At 43.8% G+C, this 22599-nt stretch carries 19 protein-coding genes and 2 other annotated features; of the genes, 8 read left to right on the plus strand and 11 right to left on the minus strand.

The window, feature by feature from the left end; all coding sequences use genetic code 11:
• Positions 1–86: 86 nt before the first annotated feature.
• From leuS to ACLTWA_RS03550, 5 genes are all read right to left on the minus strand, one after another.
• Positions 87–2501, minus strand: a complete 2415-nt coding sequence (gene leuS, locus ACLTWA_RS03530; RefSeq protein WP_412326166.1) for a leucine--tRNA ligase — start codon at positions 2499–2501, stop codon at positions 87–89.
• A gap of 218 nt (positions 2502–2719) precedes the next feature.
• Positions 2720–2970, minus strand: a binding site (T-box leader).
• Positions 2971–3016: 46 nt separating this feature from the next.
• Positions 3017–3934, minus strand: a complete 918-nt coding sequence (locus ACLTWA_RS03535; protein ID WP_412326167.1) for a CPBP family intramembrane glutamic endopeptidase — start codon at positions 3932–3934, stop codon at positions 3017–3019.
• A gap of 158 nt (positions 3935–4092) precedes the next feature.
• Positions 4093–6195 carry an elongation factor G gene (locus ACLTWA_RS03540; RefSeq protein WP_412326168.1) on the minus strand — a complete coding sequence of 701 codons (2103 nt, stop codon included), beginning with the start codon at positions 6193–6195 and terminating at the stop codon, positions 4093–4095.
• 149 nt (positions 6196–6344) lie between these two features.
• Entirely contained in the window at positions 6345–6743 is a 399-nt protein-coding gene (locus ACLTWA_RS03545) for a hypothetical protein (protein WP_412326169.1), read from the minus strand.
• Complete coding sequence (locus tag ACLTWA_RS03550) at positions 6743–7738, minus strand: reverse transcriptase family protein (protein ID WP_412326170.1); 996 nt, start codon at positions 7736–7738, stop codon at positions 6743–6745. The genes ACLTWA_RS03545 and ACLTWA_RS03550 overlap by 1 nt, the downstream gene beginning before the upstream one ends.
• A gap of 397 nt (positions 7739–8135) precedes the next feature.
• Between ACLTWA_RS03550 and aroF the strand changes: the two genes are divergently transcribed.
• From aroF to aroA, 3 genes are read left to right on the plus strand one after another with little or no spacing between them, the layout of a single operon-like run.
• Complete coding sequence (gene aroF / locus ACLTWA_RS03555; protein ID WP_412326171.1) at positions 8136–9152, plus strand: 3-deoxy-7-phosphoheptulonate synthase; 1017 nt, start codon at positions 8136–8138, stop codon at positions 9150–9152.
• A complete protein-coding gene (locus tag ACLTWA_RS03560; RefSeq protein ID WP_412326172.1) occupies positions 9149–10246 on the plus strand; it encodes a prephenate dehydrogenase/arogenate dehydrogenase family protein in 1098 nt (365 codons plus the stop codon). The genes aroF and ACLTWA_RS03560 overlap by 4 nt, the downstream gene beginning before the upstream one ends.
• Positions 10247–10259: 13 nt before the next feature.
• Positions 10260–11537: a 3-phosphoshikimate 1-carboxyvinyltransferase gene (gene aroA, locus ACLTWA_RS03565; RefSeq protein ID WP_412326173.1), complete on the plus strand. Its 1278-nt coding sequence runs from the start codon at positions 10260–10262 to the stop codon at positions 11535–11537.
• Positions 11538–11740: 203 nt separating this feature from the next.
• Here the strand turns inward: aroA and ACLTWA_RS03570 are convergent, their stop codons facing one another.
• On the minus strand, positions 11741–12253 hold the full coding sequence (locus ACLTWA_RS03570) for a cysteine hydrolase family protein (RefSeq protein ID WP_412326174.1): 513 nt from the start codon (positions 12251–12253) through the stop codon (positions 11741–11743).
• A 184-nt stretch (positions 12254–12437) separates the two neighbouring features.
• Positions 12438–12682, plus strand: a binding site (T-box leader).
• Positions 12683–12765: 83 nt separating this feature from the next.
• Between ACLTWA_RS03570 and ACLTWA_RS03575 the strand changes: the two genes are divergently transcribed.
• The 3 genes from ACLTWA_RS03575 to ACLTWA_RS03585 are packed head-to-tail and all read left to right on the plus strand — an operon-like array spanning position 12766 to position 15472.
• Positions 12766–13785: an ABC transporter substrate-binding protein gene (locus ACLTWA_RS03575; protein WP_412326175.1), complete on the plus strand. Its 1020-nt coding sequence runs from the start codon at positions 12766–12768 to the stop codon at positions 13783–13785.
• Between the two features lie 36 nt (positions 13786–13821).
• Positions 13822–14706 carry an ABC transporter permease gene (locus ACLTWA_RS03580; RefSeq protein WP_412326176.1) on the plus strand — a complete coding sequence of 295 codons (885 nt, stop codon included), beginning with the start codon at positions 13822–13824 and terminating at the stop codon, positions 14704–14706.
• Complete coding sequence (locus ACLTWA_RS03585) at positions 14699–15472, plus strand: ABC transporter ATP-binding protein (protein WP_412326177.1); 774 nt, start codon at positions 14699–14701, stop codon at positions 15470–15472. Before ACLTWA_RS03580 ends, ACLTWA_RS03585 begins: the two co-directional genes overlap by 8 nt.
• A 65-nt stretch (positions 15473–15537) precedes the next feature.
• Here the strand turns inward: ACLTWA_RS03585 and ACLTWA_RS03590 are convergent, their stop codons facing one another.
• The 5 genes from ACLTWA_RS03590 to ACLTWA_RS03610 all read right to left on the minus strand — a co-directional run bounded on the left by ACLTWA_RS03590 (position 15538) and on the right by ACLTWA_RS03610 (position 19914).
• Positions 15538–16050: a GNAT family N-acetyltransferase gene (locus ACLTWA_RS03590; protein WP_412326178.1), complete on the minus strand. Its 513-nt coding sequence runs from the start codon at positions 16048–16050 to the stop codon at positions 15538–15540.
• A 130-nt stretch (positions 16051–16180) separates the two neighbouring features.
• A complete protein-coding gene (locus tag ACLTWA_RS03595) occupies positions 16181–17206 on the minus strand; it encodes a sugar kinase (protein ID WP_412326179.1) in 1026 nt (341 codons plus the stop codon).
• A gap of 119 nt (positions 17207–17325) precedes the next feature.
• A complete protein-coding gene (locus tag ACLTWA_RS03600) occupies positions 17326–18357 on the minus strand; it encodes a PfkB family carbohydrate kinase (RefSeq protein WP_412326180.1) in 1032 nt (343 codons plus the stop codon).
• A gap of 35 nt (positions 18358–18392) precedes the next feature.
• Positions 18393–19043, minus strand: a complete 651-nt coding sequence (locus tag ACLTWA_RS03605) for a bifunctional 2-keto-4-hydroxyglutarate aldolase/2-keto-3-deoxy-6-phosphogluconate aldolase (protein ID WP_412326181.1) — start codon at positions 19041–19043, stop codon at positions 18393–18395.
• A gap of 109 nt (positions 19044–19152) precedes the next feature.
• A complete protein-coding gene (locus ACLTWA_RS03610; RefSeq protein ID WP_412326183.1) occupies positions 19153–19914 on the minus strand; it encodes an IclR family transcriptional regulator in 762 nt (253 codons plus the stop codon).
• 214 nt (positions 19915–20128) lie between these two features.
• On the opposite strand from ACLTWA_RS03610, the gene ACLTWA_RS03615 reads away from it, so the two are divergent.
• Together ACLTWA_RS03615 and uxaC are read left to right on the plus strand one after the other, a co-directional pair.
• A complete protein-coding gene (locus ACLTWA_RS03615; protein WP_412327168.1) occupies positions 20129–21130 on the plus strand; it encodes a LacI family DNA-binding transcriptional regulator in 1002 nt (333 codons plus the stop codon).
• 30 nt (positions 21131–21160) lie between these two features.
• Positions 21161–22558: a glucuronate isomerase gene (uxaC, locus tag ACLTWA_RS03620; protein ID WP_412326184.1), complete on the plus strand. Its 1398-nt coding sequence runs from the start codon at positions 21161–21163 to the stop codon at positions 22556–22558.
• Positions 22559–22599: the final 41 nt, after the last annotated feature.

The raw sequence follows: 22599 nt of genomic DNA on the forward strand, positions 1-22599 counted from the left end.
TTCATACCCGCAAATAAGGACATTAGCAGCCATAGTGACAGGCCATAATGTCCTTACTTGCCTATTTCAAACGTAAAACTTGATGATTATTTGCAGACGATATTTACGATTCTTCCAGGAACATAAATTTCCTTCACAATCGTTCCTGTTATTTTATCAGGAATCAGTTCTTTTCCTGCACGAATGGCATCTTCTTTTGATACATCTGCCGGGAGGGTGACAACTGCTCTTGTTTTTCCATTGACCTGGACTGCAATTTCAATCTCATCATCCTTCATGGCTTCCTGGTCACATTCCGGCCACTGGGCATGGAAGACGGAATCTTCTTCCCCAAGCTGGTGCCATAATTCTTCTCCAACATGAGGCGCAAATGGAGCAAGAAGAATCACAAAGGTCTTAAGCGTTTCCTTATCAATACCTCCTGTCTTCTTTGCAAGCTCAATAAATTTATTGTTGTATTCCATAAAGCCGGAAATTACCGTATTCAAATTGAACTGATTAAAACGCTGGTCAATATCAAATATCAGCTTATTGCGCAGACGGATCATCTCTTTGGTCGCTTCTACATCCTTGCCGCAGCTTTCTGATACCAGGTTCCAGAAACGGTTTAAGAACCGGCTGACGCCTTCGATTCCTCTGTCATCCCATTCTGCATCAAGTTCCGGCGGCCCTACGAAAAGCTCATACATACGAAGGGAATCACAGCCGTAATCACGGACGAGATCGTCAGGGGAAACCACATTTCCCTTAGACTTGCTCATTTTGATTCCGTTCTTTCCGGTAATCATTCCCTGGTTGAACAGCTTAACAAACGGTTCGTCAAAATCCACAACTCCGATATCATTTAAAAACTTGGTATAGAAACGGGAATACAGAAGGTGAAGCACTGCATGCTCCACGCCGCCGATATACATATCTACCGGAAGATATTTGTCTGCTTTTTCTCTGGATACCAGTTCCTTTTCATTATGGCTGTCTACATAGCGCAGAAAATACCAGGAAGAGCCAGCCCACTGGGGCATGGTATTGGTCTCTCTCTTTGCAGGTGCACCGCACTGGGGGCAGGTAGTATTTACCCAGTCACTGATGTCCGCAAGAGGGGATTCTCCCGTTCCGGTGGGCTGATAGCTTTCCACCTCCGGCAGCGTCAAGGGAAGCTGATCTTCCGGAACCGGAACATTGCCGCAGTGAGGACAATGAATGATCGGAATGGGTTCGCCCCAGTAACGCTGTCTGGAAAACACCCAGTCACGAAGCTTATAGTTTTCCGTCTTTTTGCCCATCCCCATTTTTTCAATCATGGCAGGTGCTTCTTTTTTAAGAACAGAGGATTCCATGCCATTCCACTCACCGGAATTAATCATGATACCGCTTGCATCGGTATAAGCCTCTGTCAGGTGTTCAATTTCTTTCCCATCCTTTGCGATGACCTGGATAATCGGAATGTGGAACTTGGTTGCAAATTCAAAGTCTCTGTCATCATGAGCAGGTACACACATAATAGCTCCGGTACCGTAATCGGCCAGAACATAATCAGAAAGCCAGATCGGTACTTTTGCTCCGTTTAAAGGGTTTATTGCATAGCTTCCGGTAAAAACACCGGTCTTTTCTTTATCCTGAAGGCGGTCTACGTTGGATTTCATGGAAGAATCATAAATATATTTATCAACCGCTTCCTTATTCTCCGGGGTTGCAAGGGAGGCCGCAAGGCTGTGCTCCGGCGCAAGGACCATAAAGGTGGCACCATGCAGGGTATCCGGTCTGGTTGTATAAACTGTAATTACATCGTCTTTGCCGTCTACTTTAAAGTTTACCTCAGCACCATAGGATTTTCCGATCCAGTCCGTCTGCATCTTCTTCACCTTTTCCGGCCAGTCAAGCTTATCAAGATCGTTTAACAGTCTGTCCGCATATGCAGTGATTTTTAACATCCACTGTCTTAAATTCTTCTTTGTTACTGCAGTGCCGCAGCGCTCACAGCACCCGTTTACCACTTCTTCGTTGGCTAAACCGGTCTTACAGGAAGGGCACCAGTTAATAGGAAATTCCTTTTCATAAGCAAGACCCTTTTTAAACATCTGTACAAAGATCCATTGCGTCCATTTGTAAAATTCAGGGTCTGTGGTATTGACTTCCATATCCCAGTCATAAACAGCGGATATCTCATTGATCTGGCGTTTGATGTTGGATACGTTTTCTGCTGTGGATTTTGCAGGATGAACTCCCATCTTGATGGCATAATTCTCAGCCGGAAGGCCAAAGGCATCCCAACCCATGGGATGAATCACATAATGGCCTTTTAATATCTGATACCGGCTCCATACATCAGAGATCACATAGCCTCTCCAGTGTCCTACATGAAGACCGCTTCCTGACGGATATGGAAACATATCCAGACAGTAATATTTTGGTTTCTTTCCATCATTCACATTGATGGGATTCTTTGCCCAGTTCTCACGCCATTTCTTCTCAATGGCACTGTGGTTATAAGATGCTGCCATAAAAATTTCCTCCTTTAGAAAGGGATTTCCCTTAATTCAGATGCACACGGTTAAAACAAGAAAGAATCCCGCAAGCGGAATTTCTCCGCCTGCGGCGGGTCGCCTTGGCGACATGAAACCTTACCGCCGCAGTGCGATCCTCCCGGAGGGTTTTTACCGTATAGGATGAACTCTATCCTATACGATAAAAAAAGCGCCTCAAGCCATCAAAGGACAGCTATAGAGACGCAGGATCTACCGCGTGGTACCACTCTATTTCATACATTGCTCGTATGCTCTCAATCGGATATCAAATTCATATCCGCCCGCTGTAACGGTCAGGTCTCCGGCAATACCTACACAAAAGTCATAGACTTCCTTCGGTACGCTACTCATAGGCCAGTTCAGCCGCCTTCCCCAACCGGCTTTCACCAACCGCCGGCTCTCTGCATGTCTCAGACTGCTTACTACTCCTAATCACAGTATTTTTGCTAACTGTTAATGTAACATAACTGGAGAAATGTGTCAACTGCATTTTACGAAATCTCCGAAATAACAAAGGTTGCGGCAGATACCAGGAAAAAGAAGATCATTCCGAAATTTAAAAACAGTACTTTAAATGCGCCCCTTCCCCATGCTTCATAATCTCCCGGCTGAAACACCAGATTCTTTCTGTTCTGCAGAAACAAAACAATTCCGGCAATCACCGCGCTGAGCATAAGGATTCCGTATACACCAAGCAGCCAGGGCACATTCTGAACCTTTAATCCCACCATAGAACCAAGGAAATTGATAATCATGTGAAATACTATGGTATAACGAAGTCTGCCCGTCTGTATGTAAATATATGCAAATACAGCACCAATAATAAAAGCATAAAAAAACTGATAAAAATTCCCGTGGCAAAGGCCGAAAATAAAACCGGAAACAACGATGGCTGCTTTATCACCATAAAGCCTGATTCTGTCAATGATCACCTTCCGGAAAATAATCTCCTCACAAATTGGAGCCATCACCACCATTGTGAGAAAAATTGCCCAGCCGCTCAGTCCGTTTAAAATCTGTTCCACCGGATTTATCATAGGCTTCCCCTGCAGAGCGGATACCAGCCTCATCAGCATCTGACCGATAACATTCCCAAGGTATAACCCACTGATGCAGACAAGAAAACCGGCAAACAGCAATTTACCACTGGTTCTTCTTGCAACGGGTTTGCATATAACAGGCATATCCCGGACAATCAGATACGTAACAATACCACCCACCACGTAGTTAGCCAGTGATGTGAACAATACATACCAGTCTCCTATGGATACAGTAACATCAATAAAAGACAGTGCTGCAATTAAAGTTCCGATCCCAAGCTGTAAAACAAGAGTCACAGCCAGAAATGCACCGTAACCGATCCCCACTCTGGTAAATGCCCTCCTTATCATTCTTTTGTCTTCCACCATGGTCTTACCTCCTGCCAATTTGTACCAGTTTATCACAGATTGGATAAAAGCGCAATTCTTCTCCTGCTGCATCCCAATTCAATAAAGCTCCGGCCAGACATCGGATTATGCCTGGCCGGAGCTTTATCAAAGAATATTATTTACAATTATATATAATTTTATCCCACGATCTTATCAATCTTAGAGGCCCGTTCTTCCACTTCTTTTTTCTGGATATCTCCAGGAGCCAGTTCATAACGGCTGAACTCATATTCATATGTTCCCATTCCTCCTGTCATGGAACGGAGATCCGTATTGTAGCCATAAAGCTCCGACATGGGGATATCCGCTTCAATTACCTGTTTTCCGTGATGGTCGGAATTCATTCCAAGCACGCGGCCTCTCCGCCGGTTTAAATCTCCCATGATATCGCCCGTAAATTTATCCGGAACCCGTACTTTAAGGGAAGCGATCGGCTCAAGAAGGACCGGACTGGCTTCCATAAATCCCTTTTTAAATGCCAGGGTAGCTGCCATCTTAAATGCCAGTTCCGAAGAATCTACCGGATGATAAGACCCATCGATTAATGTTGCCTTTATTCCAACAACCGGATAGGCCGCCAGAGGACCTTTTAAGACACATTCGGCAATTCCTTTTTCAACTGCCGGAAAATAGTTTCTTGGCACCGCTCCCCCAAAGACATTTTCTTCAAAAATATAGGAGGTCTCCAAATCACCGGAAGGCTCAAAGACCATCTTTACATCCCCGTACTGTCCGTGTCCTCCTGACTGCTTTTTATATTTCCCCTGAACCTCCACCTTTTTCCGAATGGTCTCACGGAAAGCGATCTTGGGCTTGCTCAGCTCGATTTCTACTTTATAGCGGTTTAAAAGCTTGCTGACCACCACCTCCAGCTGCTGGTCCCCAATGGCATATAAAAGTGACTGGCGGTTTTCCGTATCATTCACCGCCTTTAAGGTCCAGTCCTCTTCCATCAGCTTTGCAATGGCATTGGAAACCTTGTCGTCATCTCCTTTTGATTTTGTTTTGTATCTCATATAAGTATAGGGGGTGGAAATCTCCGGCTTATGGTAAACGATGGGGGCAGAACGAAGGGCTATGGTATCACCGGTCTGAGTCACATTGAGCTTTGAAACAGCTCCGATATCTCCGGCTCTTAATTCCGGCACTTCAATGGCTTCCTTGCCTCTTAACAGGTAAAGCCTGCCCACCTTTTCTTCTGCATCTTTGTTCACGTTAAAAATCACAGAATCAGGTTTTAATGTTCCGGTACAGATTTTCAGCAAAGAATATTTGCCGATGAAAGGGTCTACAATGGTCTTGAACACACGGGCCGACAAAGAGACATTATCGTTATATTTGGCAGTGAACCGTTCTCCTGTGGAGATATCCACCCCGATGCATTCGTAATGGTCCGGGGACGGAAAATACTTATCGATGGCCTGAAGCACCATCTTTGCCCCCTGGGCATTCAGTCCGGACCCCAGCATGACCGGAACGATGTTGCCTTCAATGACATGCTCTCTGAGCGCAGAGGATATCTCGTCCAAAGTAAACGTTTCTCCTGAAAAATACCGTTCCATATATTCTTCGCTGGTCTCTGCCACCGCTTCCATTAAAGCCTCACGGGCAATTCCCAGATTTTTCTGACTGTATTCAGGGATCTCACATTCTTCGTAATCGCTGTTGACGGTAAAACGCCGTCCTGCCATCTTGACCACATTGACAAATCCCACAAACGTTTCATTTTCACGAATAGGAAGATGGAACGGTGCAATTTTTCTTCCAAACTCTTTTTCCAGCTTAAGCAAAAGTTCACGAAAGCTTGCCTGGTCGTCATCCATGTTGGTTACAAAGAAAAGTCTGGGAAGCTTGTACTTTTCACACAGTTCCCATGCCTTATAAGTCCCAACTTCAATGCCGGCCTTGCAATTTACCACAATGATAGCTGCGTCCGCCACGCTGATGGCCTCTTCGACTTCTCCTACAAAATCAAAATACCCGGGAGTATCAAGCAAATTGACCTTAATCGGCCCCTCTTCTCCTTCATACTCCAAAGGAATCAAAGAAGTGGAGATAGAAAACTGTCTCTTTATCTCTTCTTTGTCATAATCGCTGATGGTATTGCCATCGGTCACTTTTCCCATTCTGCCAATGGCTCCGGTCACAAACGCCATTGCTTCTGCAAGGGTAGTTTTGCCGGCGCTCCCGTGCCCGAGTAAGGCAACGTTGCGGATCTGTTTGGTTCCATACACGTTCATAAGCATTCCTCCTGTTCCGTATTAAAGTCTATGATAATATTTTACTAAAAATGTCGTATAATTGCAAGTATATCATACAATTTGTACAAATATATTTCGACATTTTTCTTTTTCTCCAAAAAAAAGAGGGCAAGGCCCTCTTTGCATACTTAATCCGTTTCATAAAAACTTTCATCCAGCTTCCCGCTTGCTTCAAAATAGTAATATGTCTGTGCAATATAAGCCGGGCCCGTGACCATATGTCCGTCTTTTTCAAAATAATACCAGTCATCCCCTACCTGCTGCCAGCCGGTCACCATGTAGCCTTCCGAATCAAAATAATACCATACATCTTCCACCGCTCCAAAGCAGCCTTTTGCATAAGAACCGTCACTGTTTCTGTATCTCCAGCCGTCCAGCTCCTGCTGCCAGCCAAACGTATTGATCCCTGGTTTTGTCTGAGCCATTGCTTCCATATGCACAGAAGTTCCGGGCATAAATGCCGGGGCAGCAGCCCCAAGCAGGCTGCAGGCACTATAGACAGCCAGTCTTTTCCATATTTTTCTCATCACTTACCCTCCATGTGTTTTATAATCAAATCAGAAACCTTTTCCCTTGCCTCCTGAAACCATGCATCCTCTGGTTTGATATAGAGAAGATACCGGATCTTTCCAAGAAGGGAAAAAAGATAACGCTGTTCTTCTTCCGAGTCTTTTCCTGCTCTCCCTGTCATTTTTAAATGGGATTTCACCCCGAATTTCAGGCAGTAATAGACTTCCTGCCGCACCTTTCTGCGGTAATCAGCAGATGCCTGCACCTTTTCATTTACCACGATTCCTGTGACTGATTGCCTCCTGTGGCAGGAAAGCACCCTTGTTTTCTCTTCATTCAGGAAAAATCCCATTGCATTTAAAAAGCCTTCGGCCTTGCGTATGACAGGTCCCGGAAGGAAATCACCGGAAAAGGTCATATCGTCGCAATATCTGCTGTATGATATGCCCCGTTTGGCACACCATCGTTTCATATACTCATCAAAAGGCTTCATGACCAGATTGGAAATGGCAGGTGAAGTCGGTGCTCCCTGAGGCAGAAATTCCTGACAGCAGCACAAGGCGGTCAGCATAGTTCCCACCGGCAGAGGGAAATATTTAAGAGGAAATGCACTTTTTAAAACCATGGGAAAAGAAATAGTCCCGAAAAAGTCTTTTATATCCAGCTTTAAAACCAGCCGTTTTCCAGTATGGACCGAAGCGTTCTTTAACACAGAAGCTCCTTTTTGATAGGCCTGGGCACAGGTTGAAACCTCAAACCCGGATAGAATATGATGCAGAATATTCTTTTGTATATGTTTAAGCAGATCATCAGGAACCATTAATATTCTCCGGTCCCCGTTTTTCTTCGGAATCCGAATGACATTATAATGACGCTCCGTATGATTGCTGACTGCATAGAGACATGCAATCACCTTCTCATCCGGCCATTCCTCCCCGAACAGGCGAAAAGACAACAGCATGTCCCGGCAGTGTACAGGCATACAGTATTTCCAAAGATCTGGCTGATACATCGGCATACCCCCTCACTCTATCTGAAATCCGTCAAAGAAACAGCAGAAGCAATACAATAATGATACCGTAAGATGCGAAGATGTACCAGCAGCATGCGTCACGCACATGCAATGTGCAGAAGTACCTCGCAGCAGATTGCGGTCTTTTCCTATACGTTAAATATCCAGACAGCGACTCGCTGTCCTGCGGCTGTAAAACCGACAATACTATTGCTTCTGCTGTCATAACAGATATTCTACCATAAGGATGAGATTTATACCACTAATTTCAAGGGAAAAGCCCAAAAGCAATCATTCACTTTAAAGTTTTAAACTTTAAAGCATAAAAGCGTTGACAAGAGAGGGGGAATCTTATACAATTGGGATTAAACATTTGTAAAAAGAGAGGAAATGCATTATGATAATTATTATGAAGCCCAACGCTTCCGAGGAAGCTATAACCAGAGTCAAACAAATTATTGAAACCAATGGCCTTCAGGCGCACTTATCCAAAGGAGCCGTAGTTACAATCGTAGGAGTTATTGGCGATAAGTCAAAGCTTCAGGGTGCTAACCTTGAACTGATTGACGGTGTTGATAAAATCATGAATGTTACAGAATCCTATAAGCTGGTCAATAAAAAATTCCATCCGGACGATTCTGTTATAACAGTAGGTACCGCAAAGATCGGCGCAGGTCATTTCACCATGATGGCAGGACCATGTGCCGTCGAGAACAGAGACATGCTTTTGGAAACAGCGGTTGCCGTAAAAAAAGCCGGTGCACAGTTTTTAAGAGGTGGTGCATACAAGCCAAGAACCTCCCCTTACGCATTTCAGGGGCTGGAGGAAGAAGGCTTAAGATACATGAAGGAAGCCAGAGAAGCCACCGGACTTAATATTATCTGTGAAGCCACCAGCCTGCGTGCGCTTGAAACAGCAGTTAAATATGTGGATATGATTCAGATCGGAGCCCGTAATATGCAGAACTTTGAACTGCTGAAGGAAGCTGGCAAGGCCGGAGTTCCTGTCTTGTTAAAAAGAGGCTTATGTGCTACCATTGATGAATGGCTGAATGCGGCTGAATACATTGCATCCGAGGGAAATCCTAACATTGTCCTTTGCGAACGCGGCATCCGCACCTATGAAACTGCCACCAGAAACACCCTGGATATCAGCGCAGTTCCTGTAATCCGTTCCAAGAGCCATCTGCCTGTGATTATTGATCCAAGCCATGCTACGGGAGTGCGTGAATACATTGAGCCCATTTCAAAGGCTGCTCTTGCAGTTGGTGCCGACGGTCTTATCGTGGAAGTCCATCCATGCCCTTCCTGTGCTTTATCCGATGGTCCGCAATCCCTGACTTTTGACCAGTTCCATCACATGATGAAAGAATTAGAACCTTATGCAAAACTTTCCGGGAGGATTTCTTCATGAGTGAAGCCACCATTGCCTTTATCGGGCTTGGTCTGATTGGAGGTTCTATTGCCAAAGGGATCAAGCGTGAAAAATCAGATACCAGGATTATGGCTTACATGCGCTCAAGATCAAAGCTGCAAAAAGCAAAAGAAGAGGGAATCGTAGATGTTATTTTAGATGGCATCGGAGAGGAACTTAAGGAATGTGACATGATTTTCCTTTGCACACCGGTGGAATATAATGCAGAATATTTAGAAAAGATCCGCCCCTATTTGAAGCCAGGTGCCATTATCACGGATGTAGGCAGTACCAAGACAGATATCCACGAAGCAGTCAGACGCCTTGGCATGGAGCATTGTTTTGTGGGCGGTCATCCCATGGCAGGCTCCGAAAAAACCGGATATGAAAATTCCACTGATCATCTGCTTGAAAATGCCTATTATATTATCACCCCTACTACCTGCTCCTCAAAGGAGCAGGTAAACCGGTTGACACAGATTGCCGAATCCATCGGTTCCATTCCTCTGGTTCTGGATTACAAAGAGCATGATTTTGTGGCTGCTGTTATCAGTCATCTGCCTCATATTGTGGCATCAAGCCTGGTGAATCTGGTGAAAGATTCCGATAACCAGCAGGAACTGATGAAACGGCTTTCCGCAGGCGGATTTAAAGACATTACCAGGATTGCTTCCTCTTCTCCTGTAGTTTGGGAACAGATCTGCATGACAAACCATGAAAATCTTTCCCTGATACTAAAACGATACATTGCGTCATTAAACCAGATTCTTGAAGAATTAGAGAAAAAAAACGGTCCGTATATTTACCAATTGTTTGAAACCTCCCGGGATTACCGGAACACATTTTCAGAAAAATCCAATGGTCCCATTGCACCGGACCATTTCTTTACAGTCAATATGGCTGATGAAGTGGGTGCTATCTCCACCTTGTCAGTAATTCTGGCCGCAAAAGGCATCAGCATAAAAAATATCGGCATTAACCATAACCGTGAACACGGAGAAGGGACTTTAAGAATCGCATTTTATGATAAGGAAACCATGGAACAGGCATGGAAGCAACTGGAACGATATCATTATGATTTAATATCGAATTAAAGAGAGGTATTCTATGAAATTCACAAAAGCCTCCCCTTTAAAGGGAGAAATAACCATACCGGGTGACAAATCCGTATCCCACCGCAGTGTGATGTTCGGCTCCATCGCAAAAGGAACGACTGAAATCAGACATTTCCTTCAGGGCGCCGACTGTCTTTCCACCATCTCCTGCTTTCAGAAAATGGGAATTTCCATTGAAATAAACGGAGACACCGTTACTGTGAAAGGGAACGGACTGCACGGACTGAAAAAACCGGAGACCATCCTTGACTGCGGAAACAGCGGAACAACTACCCGCCTGATTTCGGGCATACTGGCCGCCCAGGATTTTGACGTGACCTTAACGGGTGACGAGTCCATAAAAAAGCGTCCTATGAAAAGGATTATGGAACCTTTATCCTTAATGGGCGCTGATATCCGAAGCATTTCTGACAATGGCTGTGCGCCTCTTGCCATTACCGGAAGACCCCTTCACGGCATCCACTATACCAGTAAGGTTGCTTCTGCCCAGGTTAAATCTTCTATTCTTCTGGCAGGTCTGTATGCCGAGGGGGAGACAAAAGTGACTGAGCCTTATATCTCCAGGAATCATTCAGAAATCATGCTAAAATACTTTGGTGCTGATGTGAAAACAGAAGGTACTACCGCCTGTATTTCCCCGGCAAAAGAGCTTTACGGCAATAAGATTGAAGTTCCCGGGGATATTTCCTCAGCAGCATTCTTTATTGCGGCAGGACTCATGGTTCCAGGATCTGAGATCTTGATTAAACATGTAGGCATCAACCCCACCCGTGACGGCATCCTTTCCGTATGCAGGAATATGGGTGCCAATCTTACTCTTCTTAATGAAAATACGGATTCCGGAGAGCCTACCGCAGATGTTTTAGTCAAATCCAGTAACCTTCACGGCGTAACCATTGAAGGAGCCATTGTTCCAAGACTGATTGACGAACTTCCTATGATCGCTGCCATGGCATGCTTTGCAGAGGGCGAAACCATTATAAAGGATGCTGCAGAATTAAAAGTAAAAGAATCCAACCGCATTGAAGTCATGGTCCGTAACCTTTCAGCCATGGGGGCTGATGTTCAGGAAACAGACGACGGCATGATCATCAGGGGAGGAAAACCGCTTCACGGAGCCCTTATTGACAGCAAGCTGGATCATCGGATCGCTATGACCTTTGCAGTCACCGGATTATGTGCAGAAGGGGAAACAGAAATATCAGGCGCAGAATGTGTTAATATTTCTTATCCTGGCTTTTACCATGATCTGCAATCATTGAATAAATAAGAGTCTGATTTGTCAGACCCTTTCATTGACACGCCGTCACTTTAGTGACATCTTCCTTTTAAGCGTCATGTGCATCCTGCAGGTCGTGCTTTTCATTATACAGGAGAGTTCGCAGAACTATCCTGTATAATGAAAAATGCCGGAGAAAATAAAACTTTTCCCCGGCATTTTTTATCCGCTTTTTTATTTTTCCAATGCCTTAGTCAGATAACCTCGATCTGACATACCTTCATGGCTTTGAGCGCATTCTCATGACTTTCCGGGGTTACGCCGGCGCAGCAGGACCCATCCACACGAACAGGCGTCTCAGGCAAAAATGCCTTGATCAGCAGCGCATTGGAAATTACACAGATGTCGGTACACAACCCAATCAGTTCAATGGAATCGTATTCTTTGTCTTTTATATATTCTGCCAGATCCGCACTGCCAAAAGTGGTCTTTTCAAACCTCTTCCCCTTAAATTTTTTTAGGGCACCGGTAAGTTCCCAGCCATCGGTGCCGCGAATGCAATGAACCACAGGAAGATTCTTCCCCTCCTGGGTTTCCAGGTAATTTTCTTCATGGGTATCCAGGGTAAAGAAGATATCATATCCTTTTGCCTCATACTCTTCGATCTTCTTTTTTACATTGGGAATAATGGCCAATGCCTCTTTGGTCCCCAGAGAACCGTCAATAAAATCGTTTTGCATATCCACTACAATCAGTAATCGTTTCATAAGCAACCCCTCCATGTACAGATCTTATCTGTAGTCTAGTATAATTGTGCTTATATTATAGCAAATCGGCCCTACTCCCTGCAAGTATTCAAAGAGTTGCCAGGAATGGAAAAAGTCTTATCAAAGATTTTTCAAATATCGGTTGACAAAAGCGCTTTATCGCATTAAGATAGTGACTAAATAAAACAAACCGTTGAAAAAGAAGAGTAAGCTTTCCAGGCAATATTTCAGAGAGCCGCCGTTGGTGCGAGTGCGGTATAAAGCGGATAGCCGAATGGACTTTTGAGGGCGGCCCTGAACAAGGAGTTCCAGTAGGGGCTGACGGATTCCACAACCGTTATTTTTGTGGCATATATGTTTGTATATGAAAAGTGGACTTTTATAAAGTCAATTTGAGTGGCACCGCGGATTGTATGATTCGTCTCAAGTATGTCTTAGAACATGCTTGGGACTTTTTTTAATTAATTGAAACAGCTTCTATCAACGACAAACCATTTAAGGAGGACATATTTATGAAAAAATCTGTTAAACTGTTATTAAGCGCAGCAATTGCTGCTGCTGCACTCTCCGCCTGTTCAAAGGCTCCCGAAAAAGCATCAGAAGGTTCTGCAGAAGGCAGTTCTTACACCATCGGCATCGGTCAGTTTGCAGAACACGGCTCTCTTGACAATTGCAGGGAAGGATTTTTAGAAGGCTTAAAAGAGGAAGGAATCGAAGAAGGCAAAAACCTGACCGTTATGTACGAAAATGCTCAGGCTGACGGCGGTACTGCAAGCCAGATCGTAAACAATTTCCTTTCCAAAAAAGCAGACCTTATCTGCGCCATCGCTACTCCAATGGCACAGGCGGCTTACAGCGGAGCGAAAAAATCAGAAATTCCAGTCATCTATACGGCTGTTACAGATCCAGCCGCTGCTTCTCTGGCTAATGAAGACGGCACTTCTGTCGGTGAAGTAACCGGAACCAGTGATAAGCTTCCGGTAGAAAAACAGCTGGAGATGATTCGTAAGATTCTACCTGATGCAAAAACCATTGGAATTCTTTACAGCACCAGTGAAGTAAACTCAGAAGCCGCAATTGCTGAGTATAAGGCAGCTGCAGCAGGCTTTGGCTTTGAAATCGTAGAAGGACCGGTCTCTGCTTCTGCCGACATCCCTCTGGCAACAGATAACCTTTTACAGAAGGTGGACTGTTTAAATAACTTAACAGATAATACTGTAGTCAGCTCTCTTCCCCTCATTTTAGACAAAGCCGCAAAGAAAAACATTCCGGTCTTTGGAAGTGAAGTGGAACAGGTTAAGATCGGTTGCCTGGCAGCTATGGGACTTGATTACGTTGATTTAGGAAAACAGACAGGGAAAATGGCTGCAAAGGTCTTAAAGGGGGAAGCAAAGGCAAGCGAGCTGCATTTTGAAGTAATTAAGGAAGCTGCATTCTACGGCAATTCTAAAGCAGCAGAAAATCTTGGAATTACTATACCGGAAGAACTTACCGGTTCTGCCGCTGAAATCTTTGAGGATATAAAGCAGTAATACTTATCATCGAACCATATTGGAGGAAGTTAGAGCATGTCAATCATACTTGGCGTTTTAGAAGAAGGCCTGGTTTATGCCATCATGGCATTGGGCGTATACATTACCTATAAAATTCTTGATTTTCCGGATCTGTCCGTGGATGGAACCTTTCCTTTGGGAGGTGCTATCACCGCAACTCTTGTCCTGGCAGGATTCAATCCGTTAGCAACACTGTTTATCGCCTTTGCTGCCGGCGTCCTGGCTGGATGTGTTACCGGTTTTATTCACGTAAAATTAAAGGTAAGGGATCTTCTGTCAGGCATCATTGTCATGACTGCACTATACTCTGTTAATTTGAGGCTGGCAGGAAAGTCCAACGTGGCATTTTTTAACAATGATTCCATCTTTGAGAACCCTCTGGTGAACCGTCTGGTTCCTGCAGCGCTTTCTGACATCAGCGTTATTATTATACTGGCTCTCATAGTACTTATCGTAAAGCTGCTTCTTGATCTGTATTTAAAAACCAGATCCGGCTACTTACTACGGGCTGTAGGGGACAACGAAACCCTTGTTACCTCTCTGGCCAAGGATAAAGGCTCTGTGAAGATTCTGGGCCTTGCCATTGCCAACGGCCTTGCCGCTTTAGCTGGTTCCGTCTACTGTCAGCAAAAAGGCTTCTTTGAGATCAGTATGGGTACCGGTACCATTGTTATCGGTCTTGCCAATGTTATTATCGGTACAAAATTATTCAAACGGTTTGGAGCGGTAAAGGCAACGACTGCAGTTGTCATTGGTTCCATCATTTATAAAGCCTGCGTATCCATTGCAATCTATTTAGGCATGGAGGCATCAGACTTAAAGCTTATTACTTCTGCGCTCTTTTTGGGAATCCTGATACTCAGCAACGGCAGAGAGAGGAAGGTGAAAAATCATGCTTGAGCTCCATAACATCAACAAATATTACAATCAGGGAACGGTAAACGAGATGTGCCTGTTCCGGAACTTTTCACTGACCATAGAGGATCAGCAGTTTGTATCGGTTGTGGGAAGCAACGGTTCCGGTAAAACCTCTCTCCTTAACATCATCTGCGGCAGCATTCCCTTAGACAGCGGCTCCATTCGTATCAACGGAACTGACATCACCAATATGCCGGAATATAAGCGCCAGCGCCGCATTGGAAGGGTCTATCAGAATCCTTCCATGGGAACCTGCCCAAACATGACAATCCTTGAGAATATGGCTATTGCAGATACCAAAGGAAAGCCTTTTAATCTTCTTCCCGGAACCAACAAACAGAGGATTAACTTTTATAAAGAACAGCTTCGCTCGCTGGGCCTTGGCCTTGAAGATAAACTCCACGTAAAGGTTGGCGTTTTATCCGGCGGTCAAAGACAGGCAATGGCACTGCTCATGTCCACCATGACTCCCATTGAATTTTTGATCTTAGACGAACACACCGCTGCTCTGGACCCCAAGACCGCCGAGATCATCATGGAGCTGACAGATAAAATCGTGAAGGAAAAACATCTGACCACCATTATGGTAACCCATAACCTGCGGTATGCGGTGGAATACGGAAACCGTCTGCTGATGATGCATCAGGGTTCTGCCGTAGTTGACAAATCGGAAGAGGATAAAAATGGTCTGGATACCGAATATATTCTTGAAAAATTCAATGAAATCAGCATTGAGTGCGGCAACTAATTAAAAAATGTTTATTATTACCAAAAGAACTGATCAGAAATCCCTGACCAGTTCTTTTTATAACTTTATTGAATTTTAATCCAAAACCTCTGCTCCACAATTCCATCCACTGTAATTTCATTTTCCAGAATGCCGCCATTCTTAATTATGCTTTTTGCCGAGCCTACATTCTTTTTGTCGCAGACCATTAAAACTCTATCCAATCCAATTTTTTTACACTCTTTAAGCGCAAGACCAATCATCTTGGTCGCAATTCCTTTTCTTCTTTCGGAAGGCCGCACACCATCTCCAATATGTCCGCCATTCAGTAACAGGGAATCATTTAAATAATGCCTGATATTCACAGCTCCAACGAAGATATTCCGATCTGCATCCAAACAAAAATAAGTCGTATAAGGTACAAATCCGTTTTCTTCTTCTTTATTATCCATATGATTGATATAATTATGAAAATCATGATAATCAAATCTTTTTATAGCATATGGTACAATAACCTCTCCAGACCCATACCATTCATCCATCATATCATTCAAATGGTTTTTATATATTTCATCTAATTTTACTAATTGAAGTTTCACTCGATTCCCCCTGCCATGAATCTGGTTAAAATTTCAGCCTTTATTTGTATGCCACGATAGATTTTATATAAATAAAAACCGACCAGGAGTTTCTGACCGGTTCTTATCTATAATTTTATTCACCCAACTTTTATCTGCTCATTTCACTCTGAGGACCCTTCTCATTGTGTTCACGGATAACCGTATCAACTTCACTTAAATCAGAAGTCGGCAAATCACCAGGAATGGTATTCTTTAACGCTGCGGTTGCATTACCGTACTGAACTGCTTTCATACAGTCTCCGCCGCTGCTTAAAAGGCCGTAAAGAGCCCCGGCAATGTAAGCGTCTCCGCTTCCGATCCTATCCACTACATCGATGTTGTGATAAGGTTCTTCTTCGTAATATTCCCCTCTGGCTGCATCGTATATAACCGATCCAAACGTATGACTTTTGGGGCTATGTACGATTCTCTGAGTAGAAGCCACAATAGAAATCGGATATTCTTCCGTAAAGCTTTTCATCATCTCTTTGACAGTTCCCTGTTTTTTAAAGGTCAGTCTTGCAGTATCTTCGGAACAGAAGAATATATCCACGTAAGGAAGAATCTGTTCAATGCATGCTCTTGCCTCTTCCCCCGTCCACAAATTCCCACGGAAGTTCACATCAAAGGATATAATGGTACCGCTTTCCTTAAATTTCTTAATCATATCTATGGCCGTCTTCCTGGTATTGTCGCAAAGAGCAAGAGTGATCCCAGTGGTATGGAAACAGGTCGTCGCTTTATACATCTCATCAGGGAAGGAGTCTTCACTGATATTAACAAAGGAACTGTTCTTTCTGTCGTAAACCACCTTTGGCTTTCTTGGATACGCTCCGTACTCATAATAATATAGCCCCAGTCTGGCATTTGAGCTTTGATCATATACAAAATAGTCATCACTGATTCCATAGGAACGGACTTTATTCTTTGCAAATTTTCCCATATCATGAGCAGGAAGCTGGGTCACTAAACCAGTGTGAAGTCCTAAAAGAGCTGCACCCACTGCAACGTTTAACTCCGCACCGCCAACCTGTTTCATAAAGGAATCGCCTCGGACAAGTCTTTCTACGCCTGCCGGAGACAGACGTAAAAGCAATTCGCCCAGACTTAATAAATCAAATGGTCTGTCGCTCATTTTGATATTCCCTCCATAAGTCTTAAAAAAGGGGGGTCATTGCAAAATGACCCCCGATGTCTTATATTATTTGTAAATGGCAGGAATCCATATCCTGTCTGCAAACAGTCGGTCAGTAATTATCTCTGAACACGTCCGGATCCATCTCCGCCTGCCAGATTCTCAACATCTTCTCTGGTTACCAGGTTAAAGTCTCCAGGAATTGTGTGCTTTAATGCGGAAGCTGCTACTGCAAACTCCAATGCACCCTTAAAGTCTTTTCCGTCAACCATTCCACAAATAACACCAGCTGCGAAGGAATCTCCGCCGCCTACACGGTCTACAATCGGTGTAATATGATATTTTCTGGAGTGATAGAATTCACGGGTTTTTCCATCCATGATACAAGCAGACCAGCCGTTATCAGATGCAGAATGGCTCTCACGCAAGGAGCTGATTACATATTTGAAATTAAACTTGTCGATCATCTGATTAAAGATATCTACATAGCCCTGTAATTCCAGTTCGCCGCTTGTTACATCAGTATTGCCTGGCTTAAATCCAAGAACCTTTTCTGCATCCTCTTCATTGCCGATACATACATCAACATACTGCATTAAGTTTGTCATTACTTTCTGAGCCTTTTCAGAGGACCATAATTTCTTACGGAAGTTTAAGTCAACGGAAACAGTCACTCCGTGAGCTTTTGCTGCCTTTAATGCAGCTTCCGTCAGTTCTGCAGCGCCATCACTTACTGCTGGGGTAATTCCTGTAAAGTGGAACCAGTCAGCATCTTTAAAAATCTCATCAAAGTTAAAATCAGCGGCTGTGGCTGTAGAGATAGAGGAATGTGCTCTGTCATAAACAACGGAAGAAGCTCTCATAGCAGATCCTGTCTCTAAGAAATAGATGCCAAGTCTCTCTCCGCCTCTTGCGATGTGCTTTGTTCCTACATTATATTTTCTTAAAGCTGCAACTGCACATTCACCAATGGGGTTCTTTGGTACTGCTGTTACAAACTCAGCGTCATGGCCGTAGTTAGCTAAAGAAACTGCTACGTTTGCCTCGCCGCCGCCGTAGTTTACATCAAATTCATCTGCCTGAATAAATTTTTCGTTGTTCGGGGTAGATAATCTTAACATGATCTCGCCCATGGTTACGATCTTTGCCATTTTGTACTCTCCTTAATTCTGCTGTTGATTTTTAATTATTTGCGTGCTGCTGCTACTGCTTCTACGAACTCTTTTGCTTTTGCAGTAACTGCTGCGAAATCGCCTGTATTCGCGCCCTTTGTCAAGCTGCTTCCTGTACCCACTGCATATGCGCCGGCTTTGATCCATTTGTCAACATTATCAACGTCAACACCGCCGGAGGGCATGAAGTTACCCTGTGGAAGAGGTCCTTTGAAAGAGCTGATTGCGGATGGTCCCATAATGTTGCCTGGGAAGATCTTGATGACGTCACAGCCTGCTTCTAATGCAGTGATTGCTTCGGTAGGTGTCATAACGCCTGGAAGCATAGGAACTCTGTAACGGTTGCAAAGCTTGATGGTCTCAACGTTTAAGCCTGGGCTTACTACGTAGTTTGCACCTGCAAGGATTGCTGCTCTTGCTGTCTCCGGATCAAGTACAGTACCTGCACCGATAACAACATCTTCATTCTTGCTATATTTTTCAGACATTTTTGCGATGAATTCAATTGGATTTCCTTCATCCATAGTCATTGTGATTTCAATAAAGTTGATACCGCCGGCAATAATCGCATCAACTACTTTCTCGCCCTGCTCTAAGCTTTTTGCACGAACAACAGCAACCAGACAGTCTTTTTTCATCTTTGATAAAACTTGTTCTTTTTTCATGATTGTTCTTCTCTCCTTCTATAAATTCGTATATACGAATCATCTTCATATTTACGATTCTTATACTTGAATATTAATCGTTTCTATTCATTTTGTCAACAGGTAATCCTCATATTTTCCCAAGAAACCCTAATAATCGGGATACCTCCATTCCCTTTTCAAAAATCAGTTTTCCGAGAGCTTCATAATCCTCCGAAGGCTTATAAAGAGTGGACACGCTGATGGCTCCAAGAACATTGCCATCCCGGTCAAAAACAGGGGCTCCTACGCACTGCATATGCTCTTCCATCTCTCTTGCGTCAAAAGCATAGCCCGTCTCCCGGACCATGTCAAGCTCATGAATCAGCTGCTCTCTGTCCTTGATCGTCCGTTCAGTAAAACGGGTAAATTTGATCCGGCTGATCATCTGCTCTCTTTTCTCCTCTTCGCTGTACGCAAGAATCACCTTGCCAAGCGAAGTACAGTATAACGGATTCTTAGATCCTACGGTTGCTGTCGTTATAATAGGATTCTCCGGTTCAAATTTACATATGTATACAACATGATGATCCGAAGGAATTCCGAAAAAGACTGTTTTTCCCACTTCTTTTGAAAATGCCTTTAGAACCGGCTCAATGATTCCTATAAAATCCAGATTATTGGTGTAATTGATCCCAATGCGGTAAGACATTAAACCTATGGTATAATTCTGCTTCTGCCCCCTCTTTATATTAACCATTCCCATCTCTGCAAGAGTTGTGACAATATCATAGGCACTGGTTTTCGGCAGGTTCAGCTTCTCACAGAGATCATCTAATGTGGCACCTTCCGGTGTCCTGGATATCATCTTTAAGATTTCCACTGTTCTTTGTGTGGTTCTATTCAGTTTCATGACTTGCCTCCATTTCTAAGTCATAGTATACTCCTGAATTTCAAAAAAATGCAAGTTTATTTTCGCATATACGAAATTTATGTAAGCATTTACAAAAAGGCTGCTTTATACTTCAATATTTTAGGAAAACGACAAATCAGGGATTGTATTATTTATCATAATTAGTTATAATAAGTGAGGTATGTAAATGCTTACAATTACGGAGGTGCTGCTTTTGAATATATACGATGTTTCCGAACATGCTCACGTTTCAATTGCCACCGTTTCCCGCGTGATTAACGGGAATCCCAATGTCAGTGAAAAAACCAGGAAACGGGTACTTGCTGTCATGGAAGAACTGGGCTATACCCCTAATGTATTCGCCAGAAGCCTTGGACTTAATACGATGAAGACCATTGGAATTATGTGTTCCGATTCCTCGGATCCCTGGCTGGCTGAAGCCATCTACTATCTGGAAAAGGAACTTCGGAGCAACGGCTATGATTCCATCCTCTGCTGCAGCGGATACCTCCCTGAGACAAAGAAGAAGTATTTGGAGCTGCTTTGTTCCAAACGCGTGGATGCAATCATTCTGACCGGTTCCCATTATATAGAAACCAGGCCCAGGGACAATGCTTATCTTTTGGAAGCGGCAAAGGAGATGCCTTTGATGCTGGTCAACGGCAGTCTGGAAGGAGAACAGATTTACAGCACCGTATGCGACGATCATGCCGCAGTTTACAGTGCGGTGACAAGCCTGTTTAAAGCCGGACGCAAAACCATACTTTATCTTTATTCCGGTAACTCCTACAGCAACTTATTAAAGCTTTCCGGCTACCGCAAAGCTGTAAGTGATGCAGGTTTTACCGTCAGGGAAGAACTTATGGTGCTTTGCAAAAAGGATTTGACTGCTGCAATGGAACGGCTTAAGCTTCTCTCCTCCGACGGAATTCATTTTGATGCTGTCCTGGCTGCCGAGGATATTCTGGCGGTAGGTGCGGTCAAATATGCGGATCAGGCCGGACTTAGGATTCCGGAAGATTTAAACATCATTGGATATAATAATTCCATTCTTTCAAGATGTACCACTCCTGAGATCACTTCCGTAGACAATAAAGTCGAAGCACTGTGTACCACAACCGTCAACACTTTGATGAAAGTGCTAAACAACGGAAACGTACCGGCAAAAACTACGATCACACCGGAATTAATCAAACGAGGTACTACTAATTTTTAATTATTTTATATACAAGGAGGACTCTCTAACATGAAACAGTTTATGGATCAGGATTTCTTACTGTCAACCGAATCAGCAAAGTCACTTTATCACACATATGCGGAAAAGATGCCCGTAGTAGATTATCACTGCCACATCAACCCGCAGGAAATCTACGAAGACCGCAAGTTCGATAATATTACCCAGGTATGGTTAGGCGGTGACCATTACAAATGGCGCCAGATGCGTTCCAATGGTGTTGATGAAAAATACATTACCGGCGATGCTACAGACCGTGAGAAATTCCAGAAATGGGCGGAAACCCTGTCAAAACTTATTGGCAACCCTCTTTATCACTGGAGCCATTTGGAACTTCAGAGATATTTCGGCTACACCGGATATTTAAACGGTGATACTGCTGAGGAAGTTTGGAATTTATGCAACGAAAAGCTCCATGAGGATTCTATGAGTGTCCGCAACATCATCAAGAAGTCAAATGTTACCGTAATCTGCACCACAGACGATCCTGCCGACACACTGGAATGGCATCAGAAGATCGCTGCTGATTCTTCTTTTGATGTGAAAGTACTTCCTGCCTGGAGGCCGGACAAGGCGATGAATGTAGAAAAACCTGACTTCGCCGCATACATTGCAAAATTATCCGCTGCAAGCGGCGTTGAAATCAAGGATTTTGCATCCTTAAAGACCGCACTGAAAAACCGTATGGAATTCTTTAACAGCCAGGGATGTTCTGTATCTGACCACGCCCTTGAATACGTTATGTATGTTCCTGCTGATGAAGCAGAGCTTGAAGCAATTTTTGCAAAAGGCCTTTCCGGAAAAACCGTTACCAAGGAAGACGAGCTGAAATATAAAACTGCATTCATGCTGTTTGTCGCAAAAGAATACAACCGCATGGGTTGGGTGATGCAGCTCCATTATGGCTGCAAGCGTGATAACAATGCCATGATGTTTGAGAAACTGGGTCCCGATACCGGTTATGACTGTATCAACAACTACGCACCGTCTGCACAGATGGCAGATTTCTTAAATGCCTTAAGTGCAACCAACGAGATTCCGAAAACCATCATTTACTCCTTAAATCCAAACGACAATGCTTCCATCGGAACCATTATCGGCTGCTTCCAGAGCGATTTCCCCGGCAAGATCCAGCAGGGCTCTGCATGGTGGTTCAATGATCACAAGGTCGGAATGACAGAGCAGATGACTTCTCTTGCAAACTTAGGCTGCCTTGGAAACTTCATCGGAATGCTTACTGACTCCAGAAGCTTTTTATCTTACACAAGACATGAATACTTCCGCAGAATTCTCTGTGAGATGATTGGCGGATGGGTCGAAAACGGAGAATATCCAAATGACCAGAAGGCATTGAAAGAAATTATTGAAGGTATTTCCTATAATAACGCAATGAATTATTTTAAATTCTAAAATAAAGGTGATAGAAACACGAATAACTCCTCTGCCCTGCT

This window comes from Lacrimispora sp. (assembly GCF_046972725.1).
GTDB lineage: Bacteria > Bacillota > Clostridia > Lachnospirales > Lachnospiraceae > Lacrimispora.

Coding starts and splice junctions, on each gene's coding strand:
- leuS (WP_412326166.1), bottom strand. CDS start 2,501: ATGGCAGCATCTTATAACCACAGTGCCATTGAGAAGAAATGGCGTGAG.
- ACLTWA_RS03535 (WP_412326167.1), bottom strand. CDS start 3,934: ATGGTGGAAGACAAAAGAATGATAAGGAGGGCATTTACCAGAGTGGGG.
- ACLTWA_RS03540 (WP_412326168.1), bottom strand. CDS start 6,195: ATGAACGTGTATGGAACCAAACAGATCCGCAACGTTGCCTTACTCGGG.
- ACLTWA_RS03545 (WP_412326169.1), bottom strand. CDS start 6,743: ATGAGAAAAATATGGAAAAGACTGGCTGTCTATAGTGCCTGCAGCCTG.
- ACLTWA_RS03550 (WP_412326170.1), bottom strand. CDS start 7,738: ATGTATCAGCCAGATCTTTGGAAATACTGTATGCCTGTACACTGCCGG.
- aroF (WP_412326171.1), top strand. CDS start 8,136: ATGATAATTATTATGAAGCCCAACGCTTCCGAGGAAGCTATAACCAGA.
- ACLTWA_RS03560 (WP_412326172.1), top strand. CDS start 9,149: ATGAGTGAAGCCACCATTGCCTTTATCGGGCTTGGTCTGATTGGAGGT.
- aroA (WP_412326173.1), top strand. CDS start 10,260: ATGAAATTCACAAAAGCCTCCCCTTTAAAGGGAGAAATAACCATACCG.
- ACLTWA_RS03570 (WP_412326174.1), bottom strand. CDS start 12,253: ATGAAACGATTACTGATTGTAGTGGATATGCAAAACGATTTTATTGAC.
- ACLTWA_RS03575 (WP_412326175.1), top strand. CDS start 12,766: ATGAAAAAATCTGTTAAACTGTTATTAAGCGCAGCAATTGCTGCTGCT.
- ACLTWA_RS03580 (WP_412326176.1), top strand. CDS start 13,822: ATGTCAATCATACTTGGCGTTTTAGAAGAAGGCCTGGTTTATGCCATC.
- ACLTWA_RS03585 (WP_412326177.1), top strand. CDS start 14,699: ATGCTTGAGCTCCATAACATCAACAAATATTACAATCAGGGAACGGTA.
- ACLTWA_RS03595 (WP_412326179.1), bottom strand. CDS start 17,206: ATGAGCGACAGACCATTTGATTTATTAAGTCTGGGCGAATTGCTTTTA.
- ACLTWA_RS03600 (WP_412326180.1), bottom strand. CDS start 18,357: ATGGCAAAGATCGTAACCATGGGCGAGATCATGTTAAGATTATCTACC.
- ACLTWA_RS03605 (WP_412326181.1), bottom strand. CDS start 19,043: ATGAAAAAAGAACAAGTTTTATCAAAGATGAAAAAAGACTGTCTGGTT.
- ACLTWA_RS03610 (WP_412326183.1), bottom strand. CDS start 19,914: ATGAAACTGAATAGAACCACACAAAGAACAGTGGAAATCTTAAAGATG.
- uxaC (WP_412326184.1), top strand. CDS start 21,161: ATGAAACAGTTTATGGATCAGGATTTCTTACTGTCAACCGAATCAGCA.